The 21,334-nt window shown below is 64.9% G+C and carries 22 protein-coding genes; 10 read left to right on the top strand and 12 right to left on the bottom strand.

The genetic code is table 11. The features are described from left to right. Positions 1-59: 59 nt before the first annotated feature. The 8 genes from MUK71_RS09060 to MUK71_RS09025 all read left to right on the top strand — a co-directional run bounded on the left by MUK71_RS09060 (position 60) and on the right by MUK71_RS09025 (position 7,877). The gene (locus tag MUK71_RS09060) at positions 60-1,472 is read left to right on the top strand and encodes a dipeptidase (protein WP_227927778.1); all 1,413 of its coding nucleotides are present in this window, start codon (positions 60-62) and stop codon (positions 1,470-1,472) included. A gap of 157 nt (positions 1,473-1,629) precedes the next feature. Beyond that, on the top strand, positions 1,630-2,010 hold the full coding sequence (locus MUK71_RS09055) for a HesB/IscA family protein (protein ID WP_227901813.1): 381 nt from the start codon (positions 1,630-1,632) through the stop codon (positions 2,008-2,010). A 184-nt stretch (positions 2,011-2,194) separates the two neighbouring features. Continuing rightward, positions 2,195-3,052: an aa3-type cytochrome oxidase subunit II gene (ctaC, locus tag MUK71_RS09050; RefSeq protein WP_227901814.1), complete on the top strand. Its 858-nt coding sequence runs from the start codon at positions 2,195-2,197 to the stop codon at positions 3,050-3,052. A gap of 9 nt (positions 3,053-3,061) precedes the next feature. Next, positions 3,062-4,789 carry an aa3-type cytochrome oxidase subunit I gene (gene ctaD / locus MUK71_RS09045; protein WP_227901815.1) on the top strand — a complete coding sequence of 576 codons (1,728 nt, stop codon included), beginning with the start codon at positions 3,062-3,064 and terminating at the stop codon, positions 4,787-4,789. Beyond that, the gene (locus MUK71_RS09040) at positions 4,786-5,187 is read left to right on the top strand and encodes a cytochrome c oxidase subunit 4 (RefSeq protein WP_227901816.1); all 402 of its coding nucleotides are present in this window, start codon (positions 4,786-4,788) and stop codon (positions 5,185-5,187) included. Before ctaD ends, MUK71_RS09040 begins: the two co-directional genes overlap by 4 nt. Positions 5,188-5,308: 121 nt before the next feature. Continuing rightward, on the top strand, positions 5,309-6,244 hold the full coding sequence (locus MUK71_RS09035) for a 5'-3' exonuclease (protein ID WP_227927779.1): 936 nt from the start codon (positions 5,309-5,311) through the stop codon (positions 6,242-6,244). A gap of 147 nt (positions 6,245-6,391) precedes the next feature. Beyond that, the gene (locus MUK71_RS09030) at positions 6,392-7,189 is read left to right on the top strand and encodes a GntR family transcriptional regulator (RefSeq protein WP_423723316.1); all 798 of its coding nucleotides are present in this window, start codon (positions 6,392-6,394) and stop codon (positions 7,187-7,189) included. A 130-nt stretch (positions 7,190-7,319) separates the two neighbouring features. Further along, complete coding sequence (locus MUK71_RS09025) at positions 7,320-7,877, top strand: hypothetical protein (protein WP_227901818.1); 558 nt, start codon at positions 7,320-7,322, stop codon at positions 7,875-7,877. A gap of 104 nt (positions 7,878-7,981) precedes the next feature. On the opposite strand, the gene qcrB is transcribed toward MUK71_RS09025, so the two are convergent. The 4 genes from qcrB to ctaE all read right to left on the bottom strand — a co-directional run bounded on the left by qcrB (position 7,982) and on the right by ctaE (position 12,306). Beyond that, positions 7,982-9,667 carry a cytochrome bc1 complex cytochrome b subunit gene (gene qcrB / locus MUK71_RS09020; RefSeq protein WP_227901819.1) on the bottom strand — a complete coding sequence of 562 codons (1,686 nt, stop codon included), beginning with the start codon at positions 9,665-9,667 and terminating at the stop codon, positions 7,982-7,984. 2 nt (positions 9,668-9,669) lie between these two features. Further along, entirely contained in the window at positions 9,670-10,701 is a 1,032-nt protein-coding gene (gene qcrA, locus MUK71_RS09015; protein ID WP_227927780.1) for a cytochrome bc1 complex Rieske iron-sulfur subunit, read from the bottom strand. Positions 10,702-10,786: 85 nt separating this feature from the next. After that, complete coding sequence (gene qcrC / locus MUK71_RS09010; RefSeq protein ID WP_227927781.1) at positions 10,787-11,587, bottom strand: cytochrome bc1 complex diheme cytochrome c subunit; 801 nt, start codon at positions 11,585-11,587, stop codon at positions 10,787-10,789. A gap of 80 nt (positions 11,588-11,667) precedes the next feature. After that, positions 11,668-12,306 carry an aa3-type cytochrome oxidase subunit III gene (gene ctaE, locus MUK71_RS09005; protein WP_227901822.1) on the bottom strand — a complete coding sequence of 213 codons (639 nt, stop codon included), beginning with the start codon at positions 12,304-12,306 and terminating at the stop codon, positions 11,668-11,670. A gap of 160 nt (positions 12,307-12,466) precedes the next feature. On the opposite strand from ctaE, the gene trpD reads away from it, so the two are divergent. Then, the gene (gene trpD / locus MUK71_RS09000) at positions 12,467-13,513 is read left to right on the top strand and encodes an anthranilate phosphoribosyltransferase (protein ID WP_227901823.1); all 1,047 of its coding nucleotides are present in this window, start codon (positions 12,467-12,469) and stop codon (positions 13,511-13,513) included. Between the two features lie 25 nt (positions 13,514-13,538). Here trpD and MUK71_RS08995 read toward each other — a convergent pair whose 3' ends face one another. From MUK71_RS08995 to MUK71_RS08975, 5 genes are read right to left on the bottom strand one after another with little or no spacing between them, the layout of a single operon-like run. After that, complete coding sequence (locus MUK71_RS08995) at positions 13,539-13,820, bottom strand: Lrp/AsnC family transcriptional regulator (RefSeq protein WP_227901824.1); 282 nt, start codon at positions 13,818-13,820, stop codon at positions 13,539-13,541. 54 nt (positions 13,821-13,874) lie between these two features. Next, on the bottom strand, positions 13,875-14,330 hold the full coding sequence (locus tag MUK71_RS08990; protein ID WP_244802764.1) for a DUF3054 domain-containing protein: 456 nt from the start codon (positions 14,328-14,330) through the stop codon (positions 13,875-13,877). Between the two features lie 2 nt (positions 14,331-14,332). After that, positions 14,333-14,926 carry a TetR/AcrR family transcriptional regulator gene (locus MUK71_RS08985; RefSeq protein ID WP_227901826.1) on the bottom strand — a complete coding sequence of 198 codons (594 nt, stop codon included), beginning with the start codon at positions 14,924-14,926 and terminating at the stop codon, positions 14,333-14,335. A 41-nt stretch (positions 14,927-14,967) separates the two neighbouring features. Beyond that, complete coding sequence (locus tag MUK71_RS08980) at positions 14,968-15,669, bottom strand: ABC transporter ATP-binding protein (protein ID WP_227927783.1); 702 nt, start codon at positions 15,667-15,669, stop codon at positions 14,968-14,970. Beyond that, the gene (locus tag MUK71_RS08975; protein WP_227927784.1) at positions 15,666-16,811 is read right to left on the bottom strand and encodes an ABC transporter permease; all 1,146 of its coding nucleotides are present in this window, start codon (positions 16,809-16,811) and stop codon (positions 15,666-15,668) included. The genes MUK71_RS08980 and MUK71_RS08975 overlap by 4 nt, the downstream gene beginning before the upstream one ends. A 163-nt stretch (positions 16,812-16,974) precedes the next feature. On the opposite strand from MUK71_RS08975, the gene MUK71_RS08970 reads away from it, so the two are divergent. Beyond that, positions 16,975-18,060 carry a lysylphosphatidylglycerol synthase transmembrane domain-containing protein gene (locus MUK71_RS08970; protein ID WP_227927785.1) on the top strand — a complete coding sequence of 362 codons (1,086 nt, stop codon included), beginning with the start codon at positions 16,975-16,977 and terminating at the stop codon, positions 18,058-18,060. Here MUK71_RS08970 and MUK71_RS08965 read toward each other — a convergent pair. From MUK71_RS08965 to MUK71_RS08955, 3 genes are all read right to left on the bottom strand, one after another. After that, positions 18,057-18,842 (bottom strand): SDR family oxidoreductase, encoded by a 786-nt coding sequence (locus MUK71_RS08965; protein ID WP_227927786.1) that lies wholly within the window; start codon positions 18,840-18,842, stop codon positions 18,057-18,059. The two genes, MUK71_RS08970 and MUK71_RS08965, sit on opposite strands and share 4 nt — an antisense overlap. Before the next feature lie 79 nt (positions 18,843-18,921). Further along, positions 18,922-19,305, bottom strand: a complete 384-nt coding sequence (locus tag MUK71_RS08960; RefSeq protein WP_227927787.1) for a UBP-type zinc finger domain-containing protein — start codon at positions 19,303-19,305, stop codon at positions 18,922-18,924. 108 nt (positions 19,306-19,413) lie between these two features. Further along, positions 19,414-21,045 carry a glycoside hydrolase family 13 protein gene (locus tag MUK71_RS08955; RefSeq protein ID WP_227928077.1) on the bottom strand — a complete coding sequence of 544 codons (1,632 nt, stop codon included), beginning with the start codon at positions 21,043-21,045 and terminating at the stop codon, positions 19,414-19,416. Positions 21,046-21,334 lie beyond the last annotated feature (289 nt).

Here is a 21,334-nt window from a genome sequence, read left to right as displayed (position 1 = left end):
CGCCCGGCGGCAGGCAGCACACTTCAATGCGAACCCGGGCCGGATGTAGGGTTTTGGCTATGACTTCCAACCCTGCCCCCGAGCACGATTCGTCACCGGACGTGCATGAAGACTCCCTGCGCGCCAGCGTGGCCGCAGACTTCCCCCGCACCGTCGAACAGCTCAAATCCCTGGTCAGCATTCCGGGCATAGCCTGGGATTCCTTTGACCCCGAGCACCTCAACCGCAGCGCCGCCGCCGTCGCCGATCTCGTCCGTGAGGCCGGCATCGAGGATGTGCAGGTGCTGCGCGTGGATAACAACGGCACCCCCGGCGGCCCCGCCGTCGTCGCCCGCCGCCCCGCCCGCGACGGTGCACCCACGGTGCTGCTGTATGCCCACCATGACGTGCAGCCGCCCGGAGACCCCGATCTGTGGGAGTCCGATCCCTTTACGGCGCAGGAGCGCAACGGCCGCCTGTACGGCCGGGGTGCTGCCGATGACAAGGCCGGCATTATGGCCCACATCGGTGCCCTCCGGGCCCTGACGGACGTGCTGGGGGAGGACTCGCCGGTCGGCGTCACACTCTTTATCGAGGGTGAGGAGGAAGCCGGTTCGCCCACCTTCCGCACCTTCCTTGAGACCTATCAGGACCTGCTCCGCGCCGATGTCATTGTTGTCGCCGATTCAGGCAACTGGAAAGTGGGCGTTCCGGCCCTGACCACAAGCCTGCGCGGCCTGGTGGACGGCACGGTGGAGGTCCAGGTCCTGGACCACGCAGTGCACTCGGGCATGTTCGGCGGTCCGGTGCTGGATGCGCCGACGCTGCTCGCCCGGCTGATCGCCACGTTCCACAACGACGCCGGCGACGTCGCCATCGAGGGCCTGGTCTCCGGTGATGACGCAGCTGTGGAGTATCCGGAAGCGGACTTCCGTGCGGATTCCTCGGTGCTCGAGGGTGTCCGGCTGGCCGGCACGGGGTCGATTGCCTCCCGGCTGTGGACCAAGCCAGCCCTTTCCATCATCGGCATCGACGTCCCCACCGTCGCCATGTCCTCCAACACCATCCAGCCCAAGGCGCGGGCCAAGTTCAGCCTGCGGCTCGCTCCGGGCCAGAGCCCCGAGGCAGCCATGGAGGCCATTGAGGCCCATGTGCAGGCCAACGCCCCGTTCGGCGCCAAGGTGACGTTCACGCCGGGGGAGCAGGGCAACGCGTTCGCAACCGATACCAGTGCCAGTGCGGCGCGCACAGCACTCTGGGCCCTGGAACGGGCCTGGGGCGTGGAACCGGTGGAATCCGGAATGGGCGGTTCCATTCCGTTCATCGCGGACCTGGTGGACCTGTTCCCCGAAGCCCAGATCCTGATCACCGGTGTGGAAGACCCGGATTCCCGGGCGCACAGTGCCAATGAGTCACTGGACCTGAATGACTTCCGCAACGCCATCCTGGCCGAAGCGCTCCTGCTCGCCCGCCTGGGCGCCCGGCAAGGCTAGAACTGCCTGCGTACGGATGCGGGGCGGGAATTGATTCCTGCCCCGCATCTGTTAGATCGATGGGGACCACCAGACGTACCATTGAGACACTGGCCGCGGTCCGCGGCAGGCGCGACGGCCTGTCGAACGGACGGCCAGCTGAGGAAAGAGAGAAACTATGAGCGTTTCCACGAGCGAAAACAAGACCGCTGCGGCAGAGGCAGAACTGCCCACGCATGAAGTACTGCTCTCGGATGTGGCCGCCCAGAAGGTCCGCAGCCTGCTGGAGCAGGAAGGCCGTACCGACCTCCGCCTCCGGGTGGCGGTGCAGCCCGGAGGCTGCTCGGGACTCATCTACCAGCTGTACTTTGACGAGCGCGTCCTCGATGGCGACGCCGTCCGGGACTTCGACGGGGTTGAGGTCATTGTGGACAAGATGAGCGTTCCGTACCTTTCCGGCGCTTCCATCGACTTCGAAGACACCATTTCGAAGCAGGGGTTCACCATCGACAACCCCAACGCCGGAGGATCCTGCGCCTGTGGAGATTCCTTCCACTAAGACGCAAAAGGCTGACGGCCCGTAACAGCAGAGCTTTTTTTGCCCGGCGCGGCGGCGATCTGTCACTGGATCGCCGCCCGTACGGGTAAGCTCTACACGTAGTAGTAAAACTAATGTCCGCAGCCGGGAACTTTTTTGTCTCCGGCCGGACAGCACTTGCACGCAACAAGAGGAAGGGCCGTCTGTGAGTTCGCAGGACCGAACCAGCAGCCGACGCGCCAGGATCTTAAAGATCTCAGCCGTAACGTCGGCCGGCGCGTTGTTTTTATCGGGGTGTACATCGGATGTCCAGAAGGGCTGGCTGCCTACGGACCGCGACACCACTAACCACACCGGCCGCATCATGGACCTTTGGGTCAACTCATGGATCGCCGCACTGGCAGTAGGTGTCCTTACCTGGGCGCTTCTGCTGTGGTGCATGGTTGCCTACCGCCGCCGGAAGAATGAGACGGGCTACCCCCGCCAGCTCAGCTACAACCTGCCGCTGGAAATCTTCTACACGGTGATCCCGCTGTTTATGGTCCTGGTGTTGTTCTACTTCACCAACCAGGACATCCAGGCGCTCAACGAGCGCAGCGATGATCCGGACAAGGTCGTCATTGACGTCCGCGCCAAGCAATGGTCCTGGGACTTCAACTACGTCAACGAAGACAAGTACAGCCAGGGCGTCCAGGTAAACCTCGACGGCCAGGAAGTCACGCAGGACAAGTTCCCGACGCTGGTACTGCCCGTTGACAAGACAATCGAACTGCAGCTGAACACCCGCGACGTGCAGCACTCCTTCTGGGTGCCTGCCTTCCTGCAGAAGATGGACGTCTACCCCGGCCGCACGAACTACATCACACTCGAAACCGGCAAGATCGGAACCTTCGACGGCAAGTGCGCCGAGCTCTGCGGCGAGTACCACTCCGAAATGCTCTTCAACGTCGACGTGGTCTCGGAAGACGATTACAACGAATACGTAGCCGGTCTGCCCGACGGACAGGTCACGGGCGAGTACGACCGTATGTACAACTCAGAATCAAGCGAAGTAAGGAGGTAGGAGGACGCTATGACTACTCTCGAATACACTTCGGAAGATTCCGGCACCAAGGTTGCACCACGCGTAGTACCCGTCTCCAAGGGACGCATTGTCGTCAACTGGATCACCTCCACTGACCACAAGACGATCGGGTACATGTACCTGATTGCCTCATTCATTTTCTTCTGCCTCGCAGGCGTGATGGCACTGGTCATCCGCGCGGAGCTGTTTGAACCCGGTATGCAGATCCTGCAGACCAAGGAACAGTACAACCAGCTGTTCACGATGCACGGCACCGTGATGCTGCTGATGTTCGCCACCCCGCTGTTCTCCGGGTTTGCCAACGTCATCATGCCCCTCCAGATCGGTGCGCCGGACGTTGCCTTCCCGCGTCTGAATGCCCTGGCGTTCTGGTTCTTCCTCTTCGGCAGCACCATCGCGGTGGCCGGCTTCATCACCCCTCAGGGCGCTGCGTCCTTCGGCTGGTTCGCTTACGCGCCACTGTCGAACACCACGTTCTCGCCGGGTGTCGGCGGTGACCTCTGGGTCTTCGGCCTGGCGCTCTCCGGCTTCGGCACCATCCTGGGTGCGGTCAACTTCATCACCACCATCATCTGCATGCGTGCCCCGGGCATGACCATGTGGCGTATGCCGATCTTCACCTGGAACACCCTGGTCACCGCCATCCTGGTGCTCATGGCGTTCCCGCCCCTGGCTGCTGCACTGTTCGCCCTTGGTGCGGACCGGCGGTTCGGCGCAATGATCTTCGACCCCGAACGCGGCGGTGCCATCCTGTGGCAGCACCTGTTCTGGTTCTTCGGCCACCCCGAGGTGTACATCATCGCGCTGCCGTTCTTCGGCATCGTCTCGGAAATCTTCCCGGTCTTCAGCCGCAAGCCGATCTTCGGCTACAAGGGCCTGGTCTACGCGACCATCGCCATTGCCGCACTCTCCGTGACCGTGTGGGCACACCACATGTACGTCACCGGTGCTGTTATGCTGCCGTTCTTCGCCTTCATGACCATGCTGATTGCGGTGCCCACCGGCGTGAAGTTCTTCAACTGGATCGGCACCATGTGGCGGGGCTCGATTACGTTTGAGACCCCCATGCTCTGGAGCATCGGCTTCCTGATTACCTTCCTCTTCGGCGGCCTGACCGGCATCATCCTCTCGGCACCGCCGCTGGACTTCCACGTTTCGGACACCTACTTCGTGGTGGCGCACTTCCACTACGTGATCTTCGGAACCGTGGTCTTCGCAATGTTCGCCGGCTTCTACTTCTGGTGGCCCAAGTGGACCGGCAAGATGCTCAACGAACGCCTGGGCAAGATTCACTTCTGGCTCCTGTTCGTCGGCTTCCACGGCACCTTCCTGATCCAGCACTGGCTCGGTGTGCTGGGCATGCCGCGCCGCTACGCGGACTACCTGGTGGAGGATAACTTCACCGCAATGAACCAGTTCTCCACCATTGCCTCCTTTGTCCTGGCTGCCTCGATGATCCCGTTCTTCTGGAACGTGTACATCACCTGGCGCCACGGCAAGAAGGTGGAAGTGGATGACCCGTGGGGCTTCGGCGGATCGCTCGAGTGGGCTACGTCCTGCCCGCCGCCGCGCCACAACTTCACCTCGCTGCCCCGTATCCGCTCGGAGCGTCCGGCACTGGACCTGCACCATCCGGAACTGCAGCAGCACGTAACTGACGAATCAGCCGCAGCCAAGGTCTTCGGCCCCGGCGACCGGGAGGAAAAGGTCAAATGAAAGTAGAGACTAAGCTCTTCGCTTACATGACGCCGTTCTTCCTGGTGGTCGGTGTGGTCTACGGCTACCTGGTGGAATGGATGGAGCCCGTAGGTTACCTCGCGCTCTTCCTGACCGCAGGCATGTCCGGCATGATCGCCTTCTACATCGGCTTCACCGGCAAGCGCGTCGGACCCCGTCCCGAGGACCGGCTGGATGCCGAAATCCATGAAGGCTCCGGCGAACAGGGCTTCTTCAGCCCCTGGAGCTGGTGGCCGCTGCTGCTCGGTGCCGCCGCAGCCACCGGATTCCTCGGCATGGCAGTGGGCTGGTGGATCCTGTACATCGGTATGGGCATGGCCATCATCGCCTTGGTCGGCTGGGTCTTCGAATACAGCCGCGGAAACCACGCACACTAGGACAAGCGGCAACGCTTAGCCAGTAAAGAGAAGGACCTGCAGGTAACTGCGGGTCCTTCTTTTTCGTGCGTTTGCAGGGCGCAGCCGCACGCGGGGGGAGTGCAGTGTGTAGGGTGCTGCTATGCCCCAGCGCCTTATGTTGCTCGATACTGCCTCCCTCTACTTCCGCGCCTTTCACGGCATCCCGGATACCATCCGGCGCGACGACGGCACACCCGTGAACGCCCTCCGTGGCCTGCTGGACATGATCGCGCGGCTCGTGGCCGAGTTCCGCCCCACCCATCTGGTGGCCTGCTGGGACAATGACTGGCGCCCGGCGTGGCGGGTGGAGCTTATTCCCACCTACAAGGAGCACCGGCTGTCGGCCGCCGGTCCTAGCGGCGCTGAGGAGGTGCCCGCCGGACTAACCGCCCAAATACCCCTGATCCGGGAGGTCCTGTCCACATCAGGGATCGCCGTTGTGGGCCGGGACGGATATGAGGCCGACGATGTCATTGGAACTTACGCGGCAACCGCCGAAATGCCGGCAGACGTGGTCACGGGGGACCGGGACCTGTTTCAGCTGATCGATGACGCCCGGGAGGTCCGCGTGCTCTACACCGCACGGGGGATGAAGAACCTCGCCGTCCTGGACGAAAAAGCGGTGGTGGCCAAATACCGCGTCCTTCCGGGCCAATATGCCGACTACGCCACCCTGCGCGGAGACCCGTCCGACGGACTGCCGGGGGTAGCCGGGATCGGGGAGAAGACGGCAGCCGCGCTGTTGGGCGATTACGGCACGCTGCAGGCCCTCCTGGCGGCCGCCGAGGATCCGGACAGCCCGGTATCCGCCCCGGTCCGGGCCCGGCTCAGCGCAGCCCGTGACTACCTCGCCGCCGCACCGAAAGTTGTCCGGGTGGCGCGGGACGTTGCCGTTCCTTCACTCAACGACGCCGGTGCACGCCTGCAGGCGCCGGCAGGGGAGGACAGGGCGCGGTTGGAAGCACTGGCAGCACAGTGGAACGTGGAAGGCCCCATGAAACGTTTCCTGCAGGCGCTGCAGGGCAGCGGAGGCTGAGTACCTGCGGCATGTCCGGGTCCCGGCGCCCGGCGGGATGTGCCCCGGCGATGCCGGTATTCTTAGACGGCACTGGTTTTCCCGGCGGAAGGGGCGAAGCAACAGAATGCAACGAATCGGAACAAGGCCCGGCACGGGAACTCTACTGTGAACAGCCATCGGCTCCGCCTGCTCAGCGAAGGCATAGATACCGGCACGGGAGTTGCCAAGCACGTCCAGCTGCAGGGTATCCTCCGCCGCTTCGTGGAAACGCACGCCCGGGCGGGCGATGTCATTCCATCCGAACGGGAACTCTCCGAACACTTCGCCGTGGCCCGCATGACCATCCGGCAGGCCGTGGACGCCCTAGTCGCCGACGGCGTCCTGGAACGGGTGGTTGGCCTGGGCACGTTCGTTGCACGCCCCAAAATGGACCTCCAGGTCCAGCTGACCTCCTACTCCGAAGAAATGCACAGGCGGGGGATGGTGCCCGATGCACATGTCCTCAGCTTCGAGCAGGTGGGCGCATCCCCGCTGGTGGCCAGGGAGCTGCAGATCGATCCCGGACAGCCCGTGGTGCGCTTTCGCCGCCAGCTCCTCGCAGACGGTGAACCCATGAGCGTTGACGAGAACTTCATCCCGGCACACTATGTGCCGGGAATCCTCGAGGAGGATCCGCCGACGTCCTTGTACAACGTGCTGAGTGAACGGTACGGCCTGGTGATGGAATGGGGTGAGGACACCATCGAGGCAACCGCAGCATCCGCGTCAATTGGGCGGCTCCTCAACGTGGAACTCGGTGCACCCGTGCTGAAGATCCAACGGCATGCCTATGTCTCGCGGTCGATGGTGGACTACTCCGTGTCCTACTACCGGGCGGACCGGTACAAACTGTGGGTGCCGCTCCAGCGCCCGGGCGTCCGCACACCGCGTTCGTATCACCCGCGCCGGCATCCCGGTTCCTAGCCGCCGGCCCCCGGCCAGCCAATTTCCTTCGATAGCCAGCCAGCCGCCTTCCCGGCCCTGGCGGCCAGCCGGCCACAGCGGCCATACCGCGGCCGGCACCACACCCCCAGCACGAAGAGGACAGAAAATCATGATCACCATCCGGATGTATAAGCGCGATGAAGCAGGGGTGCTGCACTTCCGCGAGGCCCTCTACGAGGAGGACGAGGGGCAGCTGATGCTGACCTCGGGCCCGGTGGGCCATGAAGGCTCAGCGAAGGTCCAGCAGGTGGCTCCGGAGGCGGCGGAGGGCCTGCTCCATGCCTTCGCCGTGGCCTCGGCGGAAGACGGCTACTCCGAGCTGGAACCGGACGAGCAGCACTGGGTTATCGCCCAGTACGCTCTCAAGACCGTCTCCGGCACGGAACGGGACCGCTACCTGGAGCACAAGGCCACCCAGGCCATCTCGTCCTACTTCCTGTGGCGAGGGCTGGGGGAGGTGGACCACACCGAGTTCGCACCGCGGAAACTGAACATCTATTGCCTGGTGCCGGACGTCAAGCTTGCGGTGGCCGGGCTCAAAGTGGTGCTGCGCGATCCGCTGCTGGACTTTACCAAGCTCTCCATCGGGTCCGCCCCGGTGACCGACCTAGGGGCGCTGCGTAAGCGCCACCCACTGCCCGCCAAGCAGCCTTTTACGCTGGCCTAGCCGGCCGCGGCACCGGTACGTAGCCGGAAACAGACAAGGGAAGGGCCCGACCGGATGATCCGGTCGGGCCCTTCCCTTTGGTGCTGATACGCCTTACGGCTGGATCAGTGCTGTTCGATCGATGCCTGGTCGTCGGCCTTGGCCTCAACCTCGGCAGGCGACTCGTGGTGATGTGCGTTCTCCAGCTCGGACGGCGTCACCGGGGCGACACGGTCTTCGAAGAAGAAGCGGGAGATCTTCGCACGGCGCTTTTCCTTGCGGGAGATCTTGCCGTTGGCATCCGGCTGGGCCGGCAGTGCCTTGTAGGACTCGAAGTCCACCAGGCGGTAGCGCTTGTACTCGTCCAGCGGCTCGTGCACCTCGATGTACTCACCGTGCGGCAGCCGGACAATGCGTCCGCTTTCCACACCGTGGAGCACAATCTCACGGTCCTTGCGCTGCAGTGCCAGGGCAATGCGGCGGGTAATGATGAATGCCAGTACCGGACCGAGGAAGAACAGGACACGGAGCCAGTAGGTCACATCGTTGAGCGAGACATGGAAGTGCGTGGCGATGAGGTCGGAGCTGGCTGCAGCCCACATAACGCTGTAGAACGTGATGCCGGCAACGCCGACTGCCGTACGGAACGGTGCGTTTCGCGGGCGGTCAAGCAGGTTGTGTGTCCGGTAGTCCTTGGTGAGCCAGGCTTCGATCCACGGCCATGCGAACAGCAGGGTGAAGACCAGGCCTGCCGGCACCAGGGCCGGGAGCAGGACGTTCAGGACCAGGGTGTTATCGCCCCAGGGGAACGGGATAACCCATTCGAAGGGGAACGCACCCAGGAACCCTGGCATCAGGCGCAGCGCACCGTCAACCCAGCCGATGTACCAGTCAGGCTGGGTACCGGCAGACACAGGCGACGGGTCATAGGGACCGTAGTTCCAGATCGGGTTGATCGTGAACAGGCCCGCGATGATGGCAATCACGCCGAAGACGATGAAGAAGAATCCACCGGCCTTGGCTGCGTAGACGGGGCCGACAGGGTAGCCGACCACGTTGTTGTTCGTACGGCCGGGGCCGCGGAACTGGGTGTGCTTGTGAATGACAACCATAAACAGGTGCAGGGCGATCATCAGCAGGATCAGCGCGGGAACCAGGAGGATATGCAGCACGTACAGACGGCCGATAATCGCGGTTCCGGGGAATTCACCGCCGAAGAGGAAGAAGCTGATGTAGGTGCCCACCACGGGAACCGACTTGATCACGCCGTCGATGATGCGCAGGCCGTTACCGGAGAGCAGGTCATCGGGGAGGGAGTAGCCGGTGAAGCCGGCGGCGAGGGAGAGGATGAGCAGCGTACCGCCCACCACCCAGTTGAGTTCGCGGGGCTTGCGGAAGGCGCCGGTGAAGAACACGCGCAGCATGTGCACGGAGACCGCCGCTACGAAGAGCAGTGCGGACCAGTGGTGTACCTGGCGCATAAAGAGGCCGCCGCGGACATCGAAGGAGATGTTCAGGGAGGATTCATAGGCCACTGACATCTCCACGCCGCGCAGCGGCACGTAGCTGCCTGCGTAATGCGTTTCCGCCATGGACGGATCGAAGAAGAACGTCAGGAACGTACCGGTGAGCAGCAGGATGACGAAGCAGTACAGTGCAACTTCACCGAACATAAAGGACCAGTGGTCGGGAAAGACCTTGCGGCCGAACTCCTTGACCATGGCCGAACCGCTAACCCGGGAGTCAACGAAGTTCGTGATGCGGCCAAGACGGGTCTTGGCCTGGTACGGCGTAGCAGAGGGAACACTCATGGTTAGCCACGCTCCCAGTAGCTCGGTCCAACGGGTTCTTGGAAGTCGTCAGTTGCAATCAGGTAACCCTCATCATCAACGCCGATCGGCAGCTGCGGCAGCGCGTGGCCGGCCGGGCCGAAGATGACCTTGCATTCCTGGGTCACATCGAAGGTTGACTGGTGGCACGGGCACAGCAGGTGGTGCGTGTGCTGTTCGTACAGTGCCACCGGGCAGCCGACGTGGGTGCAGATCTTGGAGTAGGCCACGATGCCGTCAACGGCCCAGTCTTCCCGGCCGGGGGACGGGTTCAGCTCGGAGGGGTCCAGGCGCATCAGCAGGACAACTGCCTTGGCCTTCTCCTCGAGCTTGTGCTCCTCCAGGTCCTGCAGGCCTTCCGGAATCACGTGGAAGGCAGAACCGATGGTGACATCGGAGGCCTTGATCGGAGTGCCGCTGGGATCGCGTGCCAGACGCAGGCCCTTTTCCCACATGGTGTGCCGCAGCGTGTCACCGGGCAGCGGGCCCAGGTCGCGGAAGACGGCAATGGCGGGAAGGGGAGCCAGGATCATGGCGCCGAGGAGGGTGTTGCGGATCAGGGGACGGCGCTTGATGCCGGTCTCCTCGATGATGTCGCCCACCATCTTTTCAGCGATGACGCGGTCCTCTTCGGGCCGGATCTCGTGGCGTTCCTCCACGATCTCGTGGTCCGGCATAAGGGTCTTGGCCCAGTGCACGATACCGACACCGATGCCGAGCATGGCAAAGGCGGTACCCAGGCCGAGGAGGATGTTCTGCAGCCGCAGCGTAGCGATGCTGGCATCATCCAGTTGGATGCTGAAGTACCCGATGAAAAACACGATGGTACCGATGATGGAGATGACGAACAGAAGCGCCACCTGCCGTTCGGCCCGCTTTTCGGCGCGGGGATTAACGTCGGCTAGACGAGGGCGGTGCGGAGGAAGTCCCGGATCCTGGAACTTCTCCCCATCTCCCTGGCCAGCCGTAGCGACGGTGCCCGAGGTGTTCGGACTGCCGTGACTATGGTCGCCCATGATCCCCCTCATCCTTCTCTGAAAACTGCATTTATAGACCTATGTGTAACTGTGATGTCACCCGTGCGGGTGAGCGCGGCGGTGGTTAGGAAGACCGGGAGGTCAACCAAATGGTGAAAGCGATGATGATTCCCAGACCAGCGGTCCAGATAAAGAGACCCTCGGAGACCGGACCCAGCGAGCCGAGCTGCGCTCCACCGGGGGAGCCGCTTGTCTCGATGTCCTTCAGGAACGTGATGATGTCCTGCTTGTCCTCGGGGGAGATGTTGGTGTCGTTGAAGACAGGCATGTTCTGCGGGCCGGTGACCATGGCCTCGTAGATGTGCTTTTCGCTGACGCCGTCCAGGGACGGGGCGAACTTGCCGCGGGTCAGCGCACCGCCGGCTGCGGCGGCGTTGTGGCACATGGCGCAGTTGACGCGGAACAGTTCGCCGCCGTTGGCGGAAGCTTCCTCGTCGGAGGTGTCCGGCTCGAGGTATTCCGAATCCGGAACTGCAGGGCCGGCGCCGAGGCTGGCAACGAAGGCAGCCATCTGAGCGGTCTGCTCCTCATCGAACTGGACAGGCTTCTGCTGGGCCTGCGGGCCCTGCATGGCCATCGGCATACGGCCGGTGCCCACCTGGAAGTCCACAGATGCGGCGCCGACGCCTACCAGCGAAGGCCCGTTCTCGGTGCCGGTGGCTTCAACGCCGTGGCACGTTGCACAGTTGGCGACGAAGAGCTTCTGCCCCTCGCTGACGTCTTCGGCAGTGTACGTGGTGGTCGCGGCCTGGGCCTGGTTGGTGCCGTTGGCTACGGCATAGAGACCACCCGTAACGAGGAGTCCCAACAGCAGCAGCGCGACTGCTGCGAGGGGATGACGCCGCCTTTGCGATAGTGCCTTCACTTCGTAGTTCCTAACTTATGTGGTCTTTGGGAAACAGGTGCCACTTTGGGGTATTTCGTGGGTGCGGTCCTCAAGCAGTGTTACTTGAGGAAATAGATGATGACGAACAGGGCAATCCAGACCACATCAACGAAGTGCCAGTAGTACGAGGTGACGATCGCCGAGGTCGCTTCGAAGTGTCCGAAGCGCTTGGCGGCGTAGGCACGGCCGATGATGAAGAGGAACGCGATCAGTCCGCCGGCCACGTGCAGGCCGTGGAAACCGGTGGTGAGGTAGAACGCGGAACCGTAGGAGTTCGACGAGAGGGATACGCCTTCAGAGACGAGCATTGCGTATTCGTAGGCCTGTACGGAGACGAAGATCGCTCCGAGTACGAAGGTCAGCAGGAACCACTCAGTCATGCCCCAGCGGGAAAGCTTCAGGAGCCCTCCGGTGCGGCGTGCCTGAAGCCGTTCTGCGGCGAAAACGCCAGCTTGGCAAGTGAAGGAACTGGAAACAAGGATCACCGTGTTAACGAAAGCGAACGGAACGTTCAGCTTCTCCGTCTCCATGGCCCACAGATCGCTCGACGTGGAGCGAAGGGTGAAGTACATGGCGAACAGGGCAGCAAAGAACATCAGTTCACTGGAGAGCCACACCACGGTTCCAACGGAAACCATATTGGGGCGGTTCAGCGTAGGGTGAGCCGGGGTACTGGGGGCATGGGTCGCTGTTGTCACATAGACATTATGGCGGTAAAACCGCCCAGTTCTCCAACAGATGGAGGCGCTCGGCGCGTCCAGGAAGGCGACCGGACCCCCGGATCCCAGTACTGGCGCGGAAATGGGGGTTCCAGAAACAATCCAGCAATTTCTACGAATCGTAGATAACCTAAGGTGTGTGACTACCATTCCGACTTCGACGGACACCTGGCCGAGCCTGATTACTGCCCTGATTGAGGGCAGGAACCTCGGGACGGAGCAGACCCGATGGGCCATGGCCGCGATCATGGCGGGGGAGGCCACGGACTCGCAGATTGCGGGCTTCCTGGTTGCCCTCCGGGCCAAAGGGGAGACCGTTGACGAGCTCACGGGGCTGGTTGAGGCCATGCTCGCCAGCGCACGCCCCATCCATATTCCCGGTGACACACTGGACATCGTGGGCACCGGCGGGGACCGGCACAATACGGTGAATATCTCCTCAATGGCTGCCCTGGTCTGTGCCGGCGCCGGAGCGAAGGTGGTAAAGCACGGCAACCGGGCGGCGTCGTCGTCCTCGGGATCAGCCGACGTGATCGAGGCACTCGGCGTGCGGCTGGACCTTCCGGTGGACCGCGTTGCGCAGGCTGCGGTGGAGGCGGGAATCACGTTCTGCTTCGCCCAGGTGTTCCACCCCTCCATGCGGTTCGCGGCCGTGCCGCGCCGCGAGATGGGGGTGGCCACCGCGTTTAACTTCATGGGACCGCTGACCAACCCTTCGCGGCCGAGCGCCTCGGCGATCGGTGTGGCGGATGCGCGTCTGGCGCCGCTGATGGCGGGGGTGCTGGCGCGGCGCGGCGTGCGTGCCCTGGTCTTCCGCGGCGATGACGGCCTGGACGAGATGACCACCACCGGCGTGTCCACCGTCTGGGAGGTCCGTAACGGGGCCGTGAGCGAGTCAGTAGTGGATCCCCTGGACCTGGGGATCAGCAGGGCCACGCTGGAGGATCTGCGGGGCGGAGACGCGGCCGCCAATGCCGCCGTTGTGCGCAGCGTGCTGGCCGGTGACAAGGGCCCGGTGCGTGATGCTGTGGTGCTCAACGCCGCCGCGGCCCTCGTGGCACTGGATCCGGAGGCTGAGGGCACCCTGCCTGAACGGCTGGCGCGGGGGCTGGAGCGGGCCTCTGCATCCATTGACAGCGGTGCGGCCCAGGCTGCCCTGGACCGCTGGGTGGAGGTAACCCGCTAGGTCCCCCGCGGCTGACGGCGGTGGCTCAGCTGTCGAAGCCGAGGGAGAAGGCGGCGTCGAGATCGTGTTGGGAGTATGCCCGGAACGCAATCTGTGTGGTGGTCCCGATGACGCCCTCGACCTTGGAGAGCCGGTTGGCGATAGCGTCCGCCAGGTCTTCGTGGCGGCGGACCCTCGCGATGGCGATCAGGTCGCAGTCGCCGGTGACCGAATAGACCTCGCTGATGCCCTCGATCTCTGAAATCTCTTCGGCACATTCCGGAATCCGGGCCGCATCCGTCTGGATGAGTACAAAAGCGGTGATCATGGCGGGCCTTTCGCTGCTGGGGTGGCGCCGGTGGCGCCTGTTTTCCCTTTGAGCCTAGTTGATCCGTTCCGGCCGGGGGTTCTGCGCCCCTCGCCGGGACACCACATGCCACACCAGCCGGTGGCCGAGAAGGAAGGCGCCCAGCACCAGCAGGGTTACCAGCTGGAAGCTCGGTGCGGTGCCACCGCCGGCCAGGGCCCGGATGCCCAGGCCTGCCGCCACGGTGCTAAGCCAGATTACGACGCCGGCGGGCCACAGCTGCCCGGGACGGCGCCACGCCCGCATAACGGCCCAGGCGGCCAGGCAGGTAAGGATGAAGGGCAGTGCGGTAAGGAGGATTCCGGTCACGGCGAGCCCGTGCTCGTGGCTCTGCCGGCCCAGGGCGGCGAAGATGGTGATGAGCACCAGGTCCGCGCCCAGCAGTACCGGCCAGCTGCGGCGCTGCGCCCGGGAGGCGGCGGTGCCCCGCGAGGCGCCCGCAGGCTCCGCGGATCGGGGAGTGTTGGTCATGTTCATGCCTTCTGTCCTACCGCGTTTTCGCGCACATAGGGTCCGATCAGTTCGCGTACCCGTGCTTCCACTGATTCGCGCCCGGTGCCTGATTCGAGCAGCCGGGTGGAGGAATGCACAATCGCGTTGATGAGTTCGGCGGTGACCGCGGGATCCTCAACGCCGAGCAGGGTCAGTGTCTCCACCAGGGGCGTGAGCAGCTGCCGGTGCATCATGGCGCTTTGATTGTCCAGTTCCTCGCCCGGGGCAACGGCGGCCAGCGCGTTGCCTACCGCGTGTTCCCCCTCTGCCACCAGCGCAATGTTGGTCAGGACGTAGGCCATGATCCGGTCAGCGGGCTCCGGCTCCGCGTCCATGGCCTCCCGGACCCGGCGGGTCCAGCGGGGGAAGACGTCCAGTACCAGCGCGTGCAGCAGGTCCTGCCGTGATTTGTAGTATTGGTAGGCGCTCGGACGGGCGAGGCCCGCCAGCGCGGCAACTTCGGCCATGCTGGGTGCCTCGCCCGTGCGGGCCAGGAGGGTACGTGCCGCGTCCAGCAGCGCCCGCTGCTGTGCCGCCCGGTGTTCGGCCACCGTGGGGGCATTAATTCGGGGCACTGATCCTCCTGTTCGTACTGTCCAAGCGTTGTGCGCCGGGGTTAGCCGGCCAGCCGACCGTCGACCATCTCCACTACGCGGTCGCAGTGGTGCAGGACGTCGTGATCGTGCGTCACCATAACTGTAGCAACGCCACGCTCATGGGTTTCGCGTGCCAGCAGGGCCACTACGTCCTGGCTGCGTGCGCGGTCCAGGGCCGCCGTGGGCTCGTCCACGAGCAGCAGGGTGGGCCGGTTCACGAGCGAGCGTGCAATACCCACGCGCTGGCGTTCACCGCCGGAGAGCTGGTCGGGGCGGCTCTTGGCCTTGTGGTCCATGCCTACCGCTGCGAGCAGTTCCATGGGATCGAACCCGTCCCGACTGCCTGCGAGCTTGAGCATAAGCCGCAGCTGGTCAGCGGAATTCAGGGCCGGAATCAGGTTGCCTGACTGGAAGACAAAACCAATCTCCTTCAGCCGGAACCTGGCCCGGTCGGACTTGCTGAGGGTGCCCAGGTCCACACCGTTCACCTGTACGGTGCCCGAGTCCGGGGTGGTCAGGGCGCCCGCCACGGCGAGCAGGCTGGACTTGCCGGCACCGGAGGGGCCAACAACTGCCACCATTTCCCCGGGTGCAACCGACAGCGTGACGTTGTCGAGTGCCTGGACGGTGCTTTCGCCGTCGCCCAGTGCGAGGTTCGCTGCCTCGATGAGCAGCCCGCCGGTACGGGTGCCGGGAGTGTGTGCCTGTGTTTCGGTGCTCATCGCTGTCCTCCAAGTGCCACCAGGGGATCTACGCGGGAAATCCGGACAATGGCAAGGGCGGCGCCCACCAGGCCCAGAAGGATCGTCAGCACGGTTGCAGTGGCGATCGGAGCGGCTTCCAGGGCGAACGGCATGGCCGTGCCGCTCAGGCCGGCGCCCATGCCGAGTCCGGCGAGGATGCCGATCACGGTGGAGACGACGAGGATGATGGCGGCCTGGAGCAGTCCGTCACGCAGCAGGTAGCCGGTGGAGGCGCCGACGGCGCGCAGCACGGCCAGTTCGTGACGGCGCTGGATGGTCCACACCGTGAAGAATGCGCCGACCACCAGTGCGCAGATCGCGTAAAGGAAGACCTGGATCATTTCCAGGGTCATGGTTTCGGCGGAGTAGCCGGGGGAAGCGTTGAAGGATTCCGCCAGGGTGGAGGTGACGGTGCCCGCGGCGGCGTCGCCGGCTGCGAAGTCGATGTCCGCGCCGTCGGCGGCCTTCAGGGCCACGGTGCTGGCCGTGGCGAAGTCCACGGAGTCAATGGCGTCCTGTGTCGGGGTGCCGGGGGCGCTCTGGCCGCTGGCCAGGTACTGCCAGGTGTCCAGCGGCAGGTAGGCGAGGTCAACGTGTCCGAAGGTTGCCTGCCCGTCGGTGTAGCCGACCACGGTGAGGTCGACGCCGATGCGCTCGAGCGTCACGACGTCGCCGATGGCCAGGCCGGCGTCCGCGGCCGTGGAGGAGACCACGATCTCGTCGGGAGCGCTGATGCTGCGGCCTTCGCCAATCTGCGGAGCCAGGAAGGAATCCGTTTCGACGCCGAACAGTGCCAGGTCAACCTGGGTGCCGTCGCCGGTGGTGCCGTTCATCATGGCGGTGCCCATCAGGGCCGCTTCCTCGACGCCGGGCTGCTCGGCCCAGGTTTCGGCCTGGCCCCTGTCCACCACGCTGCGGGAGAACGCATTATCGGTTTTGGTGCCTTCATTAAAGGCGAAGGCGGTGGCCGGCATGGACTTCAGGCCGGACACACCGTCATTGACGAGGCCTGAGGACAGGCCGGAAAGCAGGACCATAAGAACGGCTATAAGGGCGACAACGCCACCCATCAGTCCGAACCTGGCCCGTGCGAAACGCAACTCGCGAAGCGCTAAAAACATCGGAACCCCTTGCTGGATCGTATGCAGATGTTGCCAACAGCTTGTCGGTAACATACCAACATACTGTCAGAAACATGCTGGAGGAACAACCGGGATCTGACCGCGGCGGAATATGGGGGAGCCGTGTCTGGCGGCTGCCCCGCCGGGGTGGTCTGCTTAACTCATGGCCAAAAGCGGAGGACCCGCCTCCCGCTCCGGGCACGGCCGCAGGCGCTATCTGCGCTGGTTGGCGGTGTTCGTCGTCCTCGCGCTTACCTTCGAGTACGTGGTCCTGCCGCAGCTTGCCGGCACGGAGAACGTCTTGAAGTCCCTGTCCAGGCTCCCGCCGTTCCTGATGATCGGAGCACTCTGCCTGCAGGTTGGGTCCTGGCTGAGCTACAGCGCCCTGACCAGCGTGGTACTCCCGGGGAGCGCCCGGCCGTCCTATTTCACGCTGATACGGATAGACCTGTGCGACAGTGCCGTCAACCATGTGGTGCCCGGCGGTGGCACTACGTCGGCGGCTGCGCGCTACCGGCTGCTGACGCTGGCCGGGGTGCCGCCGCGGGAGGCTCTGAGTGCTGCGACCATCCAGACCCTGGGCGCGTATCTGATCCTCGGCGCCCTGTTTGGCGTGGGGTTGGTCTTTATGGCTGGGCAGGTAAGCGTGAACAGGAACTACGCCGTCGCCGGGGCCGTAGTGCTGGTGCTCTTTGGTGTGGCGCTGGTACTTCTGGTGGTGCTGGGCCGGCATCTCGATGCCGCAGTGCGGGTGGCGCGGGCCGTGGCGAGGGCCGTGCCGCGGCTGCACCCTGACGGCGCCGAACGCTTTGTCCGAACCGTCGCCGGGGAAACCCGGATTTTCCATGCGGAACCCCGGAGGTCTGCGGAGGGGATCGGACTGGCAACCCTGCGCTGGGTTCTGGACGCCGCGAGCCTGTGGGTGCTGTTGGCGGCATTTGGGCACCAAGTCGGTGCAGGGCAGCTGATCGTGGCCTATTGCCTGGCCAATCTGGTGGCCATGGTTCCGCTCACGCCGGGTGGTGTGGGTTTGGTGGAGGGGCTGCTGGTGCCAACGCTGACGGGGTTCGGCACACCGGCCGGGGTGGCTGTCCTGGGAGTGTTGTCCTGGCGGATCCTGCAGTATTGGCTGCCGATCCCGGTGGGCGCCCTCGCATATCTGACGCTGCGCCTGGGGGTTCTGCGGCATGCCGCCCGCCGGCCCCGGGGGATAGTCCTTCCCGGTGCCGGCGGCACGCGGCGAAGCTAGGACCAGATATCGTCGCCGCGCAGCGTCGCGTCAGCGCCGCCGTCGGTGTAGATGGTCTGGCCGGTGGTGTGGGTGTTCTCCTCGGAGGTCAGCCAGATCAGCAGGCGGGCAATGACCTCGGGCTCGGAGTGGCCGTTGAGCGGCATTGGAACGTTTTCATCCACCATGGCCCGGCCTTCGGGGGTGGCGAGCAGTTCGCGGGTCATCGCCGAGAGTACGGTGCCCGGGGCGACGGCGTTCAACGGGATGCCGGCTCCGGCGAAGGCCGGGGAGATGCTTTCGCGGCGGACCCAGCGGCTCAGGGCACGCTTGCTGGACGGGTAGTTCAGGTAGCCGGTCTGCGGGCCCTGGTCTGCCAGTTCCTTGCCGATCCGCAGGGCTTCCTCCTCATTGCCGGCCAGCATTGCCTCGACCAGTTCGGGGGAGTTGGGCTGCAGGCTGGCCATGGAGCTGACGGCGGCGGCGCGCGGGGCGCTGCTCTTGGCCAGCGTGGGCGCCAGGGCGGTAAGGAAATCGGCGACGCCGAAGAAGTTCACTGCCACGGTGATGGGTGCCGGGGCGGAAATGCCGGCGCAGGCGATCACGGCGTCGACGTTGCCGCCGGCCAGCTCAACGGCCCTGTCGACGGCGGCCGAGCGGCCCTCGGGGGTGCTCAGGTCCGCTTCGACGTCGGCGTTGCGCAGGTCAACGCCAATGACGTTGTTGCCGGCCTCCTTCAGCAGGTTGGCGGTGGCTGCTCCGATGCCCGAAGCTGATCCGGTGACGATATATGTTCTAGTCATGTTTACAGTGTAAACCCGTTAATGGAGCAGTGGCAGGGCCGCTAAAAACCCGTAGCTGGAGGCCAGCGCAGACCGGCAGTCAGCGCAGGCGTTCCGGCCAGTCCGGCGGAACCCGGTCTGCCGGGCCGGGGACTGACTGGTCAAGCGGATGATGCTCCGGCGGAGCCAGCACGGGGCCGGCAAAGACCGAGGCGTCCGTGTAGTTCCAGAACCAGTCCTCGCCGGGCTCGTAGCTGCGGATGATCGGGTGCCCGGTGTCCTGTTCATGGGCGGTGGCATGCCGGCCGGGGGAGTTGTCGCAGCAGCCTATGTGGCCGCATTCGGCGCAGCGTCGCAGGTGGTACCACCAGCCCTGCTGCTGCGTGCATTCCACGCAGCCCTGCTGCTGCGTGCATTCCACGCAGCCCGGGCCGCTGGGCGGAACCGAAGCATTGATGCCGGGGATGGAGGGGACGGATTCCATCGGGGCTCCTTCCGAAAAGCGGTAGGTTCCACGCTAACCAGCCGCGGGCTTCGGCAACAGGGCCGCCCGCCGCCTCGACCAGGTCGCCGGGGGGAGTCAGCGGTCCGCTCAGCCCAGCCAGGCGGTCGTGTCGGGCGGCAGCATCCCGTCCTGCAGCGGCGCGCTGGTATGCAGTACGGTCCCGGCGGGCAGAGCGACAGCAGTATGCCCGAAGTTGGTAATGCTCTGCCAGCCGCCGGGACGCTCGAAGTGCAGCACCGAATCCGCGCTGGGCAGCCAGGCCAGTTCCTCCGCGCACTGCTGCTTGTCCCGGAGTTCCAAAGCACGCCGGTAGAAGTTCAAGGTGGATTCCGTGTCGGCATCCTGAACCGTCACGGCCGCCGGCCCGTACTCCTTCGGCTGGGGCAGATGGGCCGGGACGGTGCTGAATCCGAAGGACGGCCCGTCCGTGGTCCACGGCAGCGGCACACGGCAGCCGTCCCTGCCCTTTTCCACGCCGGCATTGCGGAAGAACGTCGGATCCTGCCGGTCGGCATCCGGAATGCCGGCTACCTCGTGAAGACCCAGTTCCTCACCCTGGTAGAGATAGGCCGAACCGGGCAGCGCCAGCATCAGCAAGGTGGCTGCCCGGGCACGGCGCAGGCCGGCCGTGCGGTCCAGCTGGTCCTCGGGTCCTCCGGCGAACACCCAGGCCTTGCCGTCCTGCCCCTTCCCGCTGTCCTCCGGTGCGGGCGGCAGCCCGTACCGCGTGGCATGCCTGACCACGTCGTGGTTGGAGAGCACCCACGTGGAGGAAGCGCCGGTGGCAGCTGCCTGCTCCAGATTTGCCGTGATGACCGAACGGAAGCGGGCGGAGTCGAAATCGGCCTGCAGCAGGTCGAAGTTGAAGGCCTGGCCCAGGCCCTCGGGGCTCGCGTAGCGTCCGCGGCGGGAAGCGTGGACCCAGGCCTCGGCCACCGCCGTGCGCGGAGGCGTGTACTCATTAAAAAGGGTGCGCCATTCGGCGTAGATCTCGTGCACCTCGTCCCGGTCCCAGAACGGGTGCCCGCCGTCGGTGCCCTCACCTTCCGCTATGAGTTCGGCTTGTGAGGGCAGCGGTTCGCTCAGATCCTTGGCCAGGGCATGGGCCACGTCGATCCGGAAGCCGTCCACGCCGCGGTCGGACCAGAACCGCAGGGTCGCCAGGAATTCGTCCCGGACCTCCCGGTTCTCCCAGTTGAAGTCCGGCTGTTCCGGGGCGAACAGGTGCAGATACCACTGTCCGTCCGGCACCTGCTCCCAGGCGCTGCCGCCGAAGACCGACTGCCAGTCCGACGGCGGTTCACTGCCGTCCGGGCCCGTGCCGTCCCGGAAGATGTACCGCTCACGGGCCGCGGAACCCGGGGGAGAGTCCAGCGCTTCACGGAACCAGGTGTGCCGGTTGGAGGAATGGTTGGGGACGATGTCGACGATGAGTTTGATTCCGGCGTTATGCAGGGCGGCGGCCATCGTATCGAAATCTGCCAGGCTGCCCAGGCGCGGATCGACGTCCCGGTAATCGTCGACGTCGTATCCGCCGTCCGCAAGGGCGGAGGGATAGAAGGGGCTCAGCCAGACGGCGTTGATCCCGAGTGCGGAGAGGTAGGGAACCTTGGCGGTGACCCCCTGCAGGTCGCCCAGGCCGTCGCCGTTGGTATCCGCGAAACTGCGCGGATACACCTGATAGACGGCGGCTTGCCGCCACCAGTGGGGATCCGTCATGGGATCGGCGTCGGAGGGGAAGGGCTGCGGGGCTGTGGTCAAGGTGGTCCTTTGGTGGGGCGCGGGTGCGCGGTGCCCGTGGAAATGGTCTGGTTGGACTCTACTCTGCCCGCGGTGCGGCCGCGTTCGGAGTTGGTGACGGCTTCTCCGCAGGATCCCCGGTTCCTTCCCGGCTCCTGTCCCGGTGCCTGTCCCGGGCTTCCCGGGGACGCTGCGGAGTTCTAGAGTGTGCCCATGCCCGCAGCTGCGCCGCACACAGCAGCCCCTCCCGGCCCGCATTTCCCGGGAG

This window comes from Arthrobacter zhangbolii (assembly GCF_022869865.1).
Classification (GTDB): Bacteria; Actinomycetota; Actinomycetes; order Actinomycetales; family Micrococcaceae; genus Arthrobacter_B; species Arthrobacter_B zhangbolii.
Note: the sequence above shows the minus strand (reverse complement) of the source record. Positions and strands in the feature narration are given on the sequence as shown.

Excerpts from the sequence above, each read along its gene's own strand:
- MUK71_RS09035 (WP_227927779.1), top strand. The coding sequence starts at position 5,309 with ATGCCCCAGCGCCTTATGTTGCTCGATACTGCCTCCCTCTACTTCCGC.
- MUK71_RS09055 (WP_227901813.1), top strand. The coding sequence starts at position 1,630 with ATGAGCGTTTCCACGAGCGAAAACAAGACCGCTGCGGCAGAGGCAGAA.
- MUK71_RS08965 (WP_227927786.1), bottom strand. The coding sequence starts at position 18,842 with ATGACTAGAACATATATCGTCACCGGATCAGCTTCGGGCATCGGAGCA.
- qcrA (WP_227927780.1), bottom strand. The coding sequence starts at position 10,701 with ATGGGCGACCATAGTCACGGCAGTCCGAACACCTCGGGCACCGTCGCT.
- MUK71_RS08960 (WP_227927787.1), bottom strand. The coding sequence starts at position 19,305 with ATGGAATCCGTCCCCTCCATCCCCGGCATCAATGCTTCGGTTCCGCCC.
- MUK71_RS09025 (WP_227901818.1), top strand. The coding sequence starts at position 7,320 with ATGATCACCATCCGGATGTATAAGCGCGATGAAGCAGGGGTGCTGCAC.
- qcrB (WP_227901819.1), bottom strand. The coding sequence starts at position 9,667 with ATGAGTGTTCCCTCTGCTACGCCGTACCAGGCCAAGACCCGTCTTGGC.
- MUK71_RS08970 (WP_227927785.1), top strand. The coding sequence starts at position 16,975 with ATGGCCAAAAGCGGAGGACCCGCCTCCCGCTCCGGGCACGGCCGCAGG.
- MUK71_RS08955 (WP_227928077.1), bottom strand. The coding sequence starts at position 21,045 with ATGACGGATCCCCACTGGTGGCGGCAAGCCGCCGTCTATCAGGTGTAT.
- ctaD (WP_227901815.1), top strand. The coding sequence starts at position 3,062 with ATGACTACTCTCGAATACACTTCGGAAGATTCCGGCACCAAGGTTGCA.
- MUK71_RS09040 (WP_227901816.1), top strand. The coding sequence starts at position 4,786 with ATGAAAGTAGAGACTAAGCTCTTCGCTTACATGACGCCGTTCTTCCTG.
- MUK71_RS08995 (WP_227901824.1), bottom strand. The coding sequence starts at position 13,820 with ATGATCACCGCTTTTGTACTCATCCAGACGGATGCGGCCCGGATTCCG.
- MUK71_RS09060 (WP_227927778.1), top strand. The coding sequence starts at position 60 with ATGACTTCCAACCCTGCCCCCGAGCACGATTCGTCACCGGACGTGCAT.
- MUK71_RS08975 (WP_227927784.1), bottom strand. The coding sequence starts at position 16,811 with ATGTTTTTAGCGCTTCGCGAGTTGCGTTTCGCACGGGCCAGGTTCGGA.
- MUK71_RS08980 (WP_227927783.1), bottom strand. The coding sequence starts at position 15,669 with ATGAGCACCGAAACACAGGCACACACTCCCGGCACCCGTACCGGCGGG.
- MUK71_RS08990 (WP_244802764.1), bottom strand. The coding sequence starts at position 14,330 with ATGACCAACACTCCCCGATCCGCGGAGCCTGCGGGCGCCTCGCGGGGC.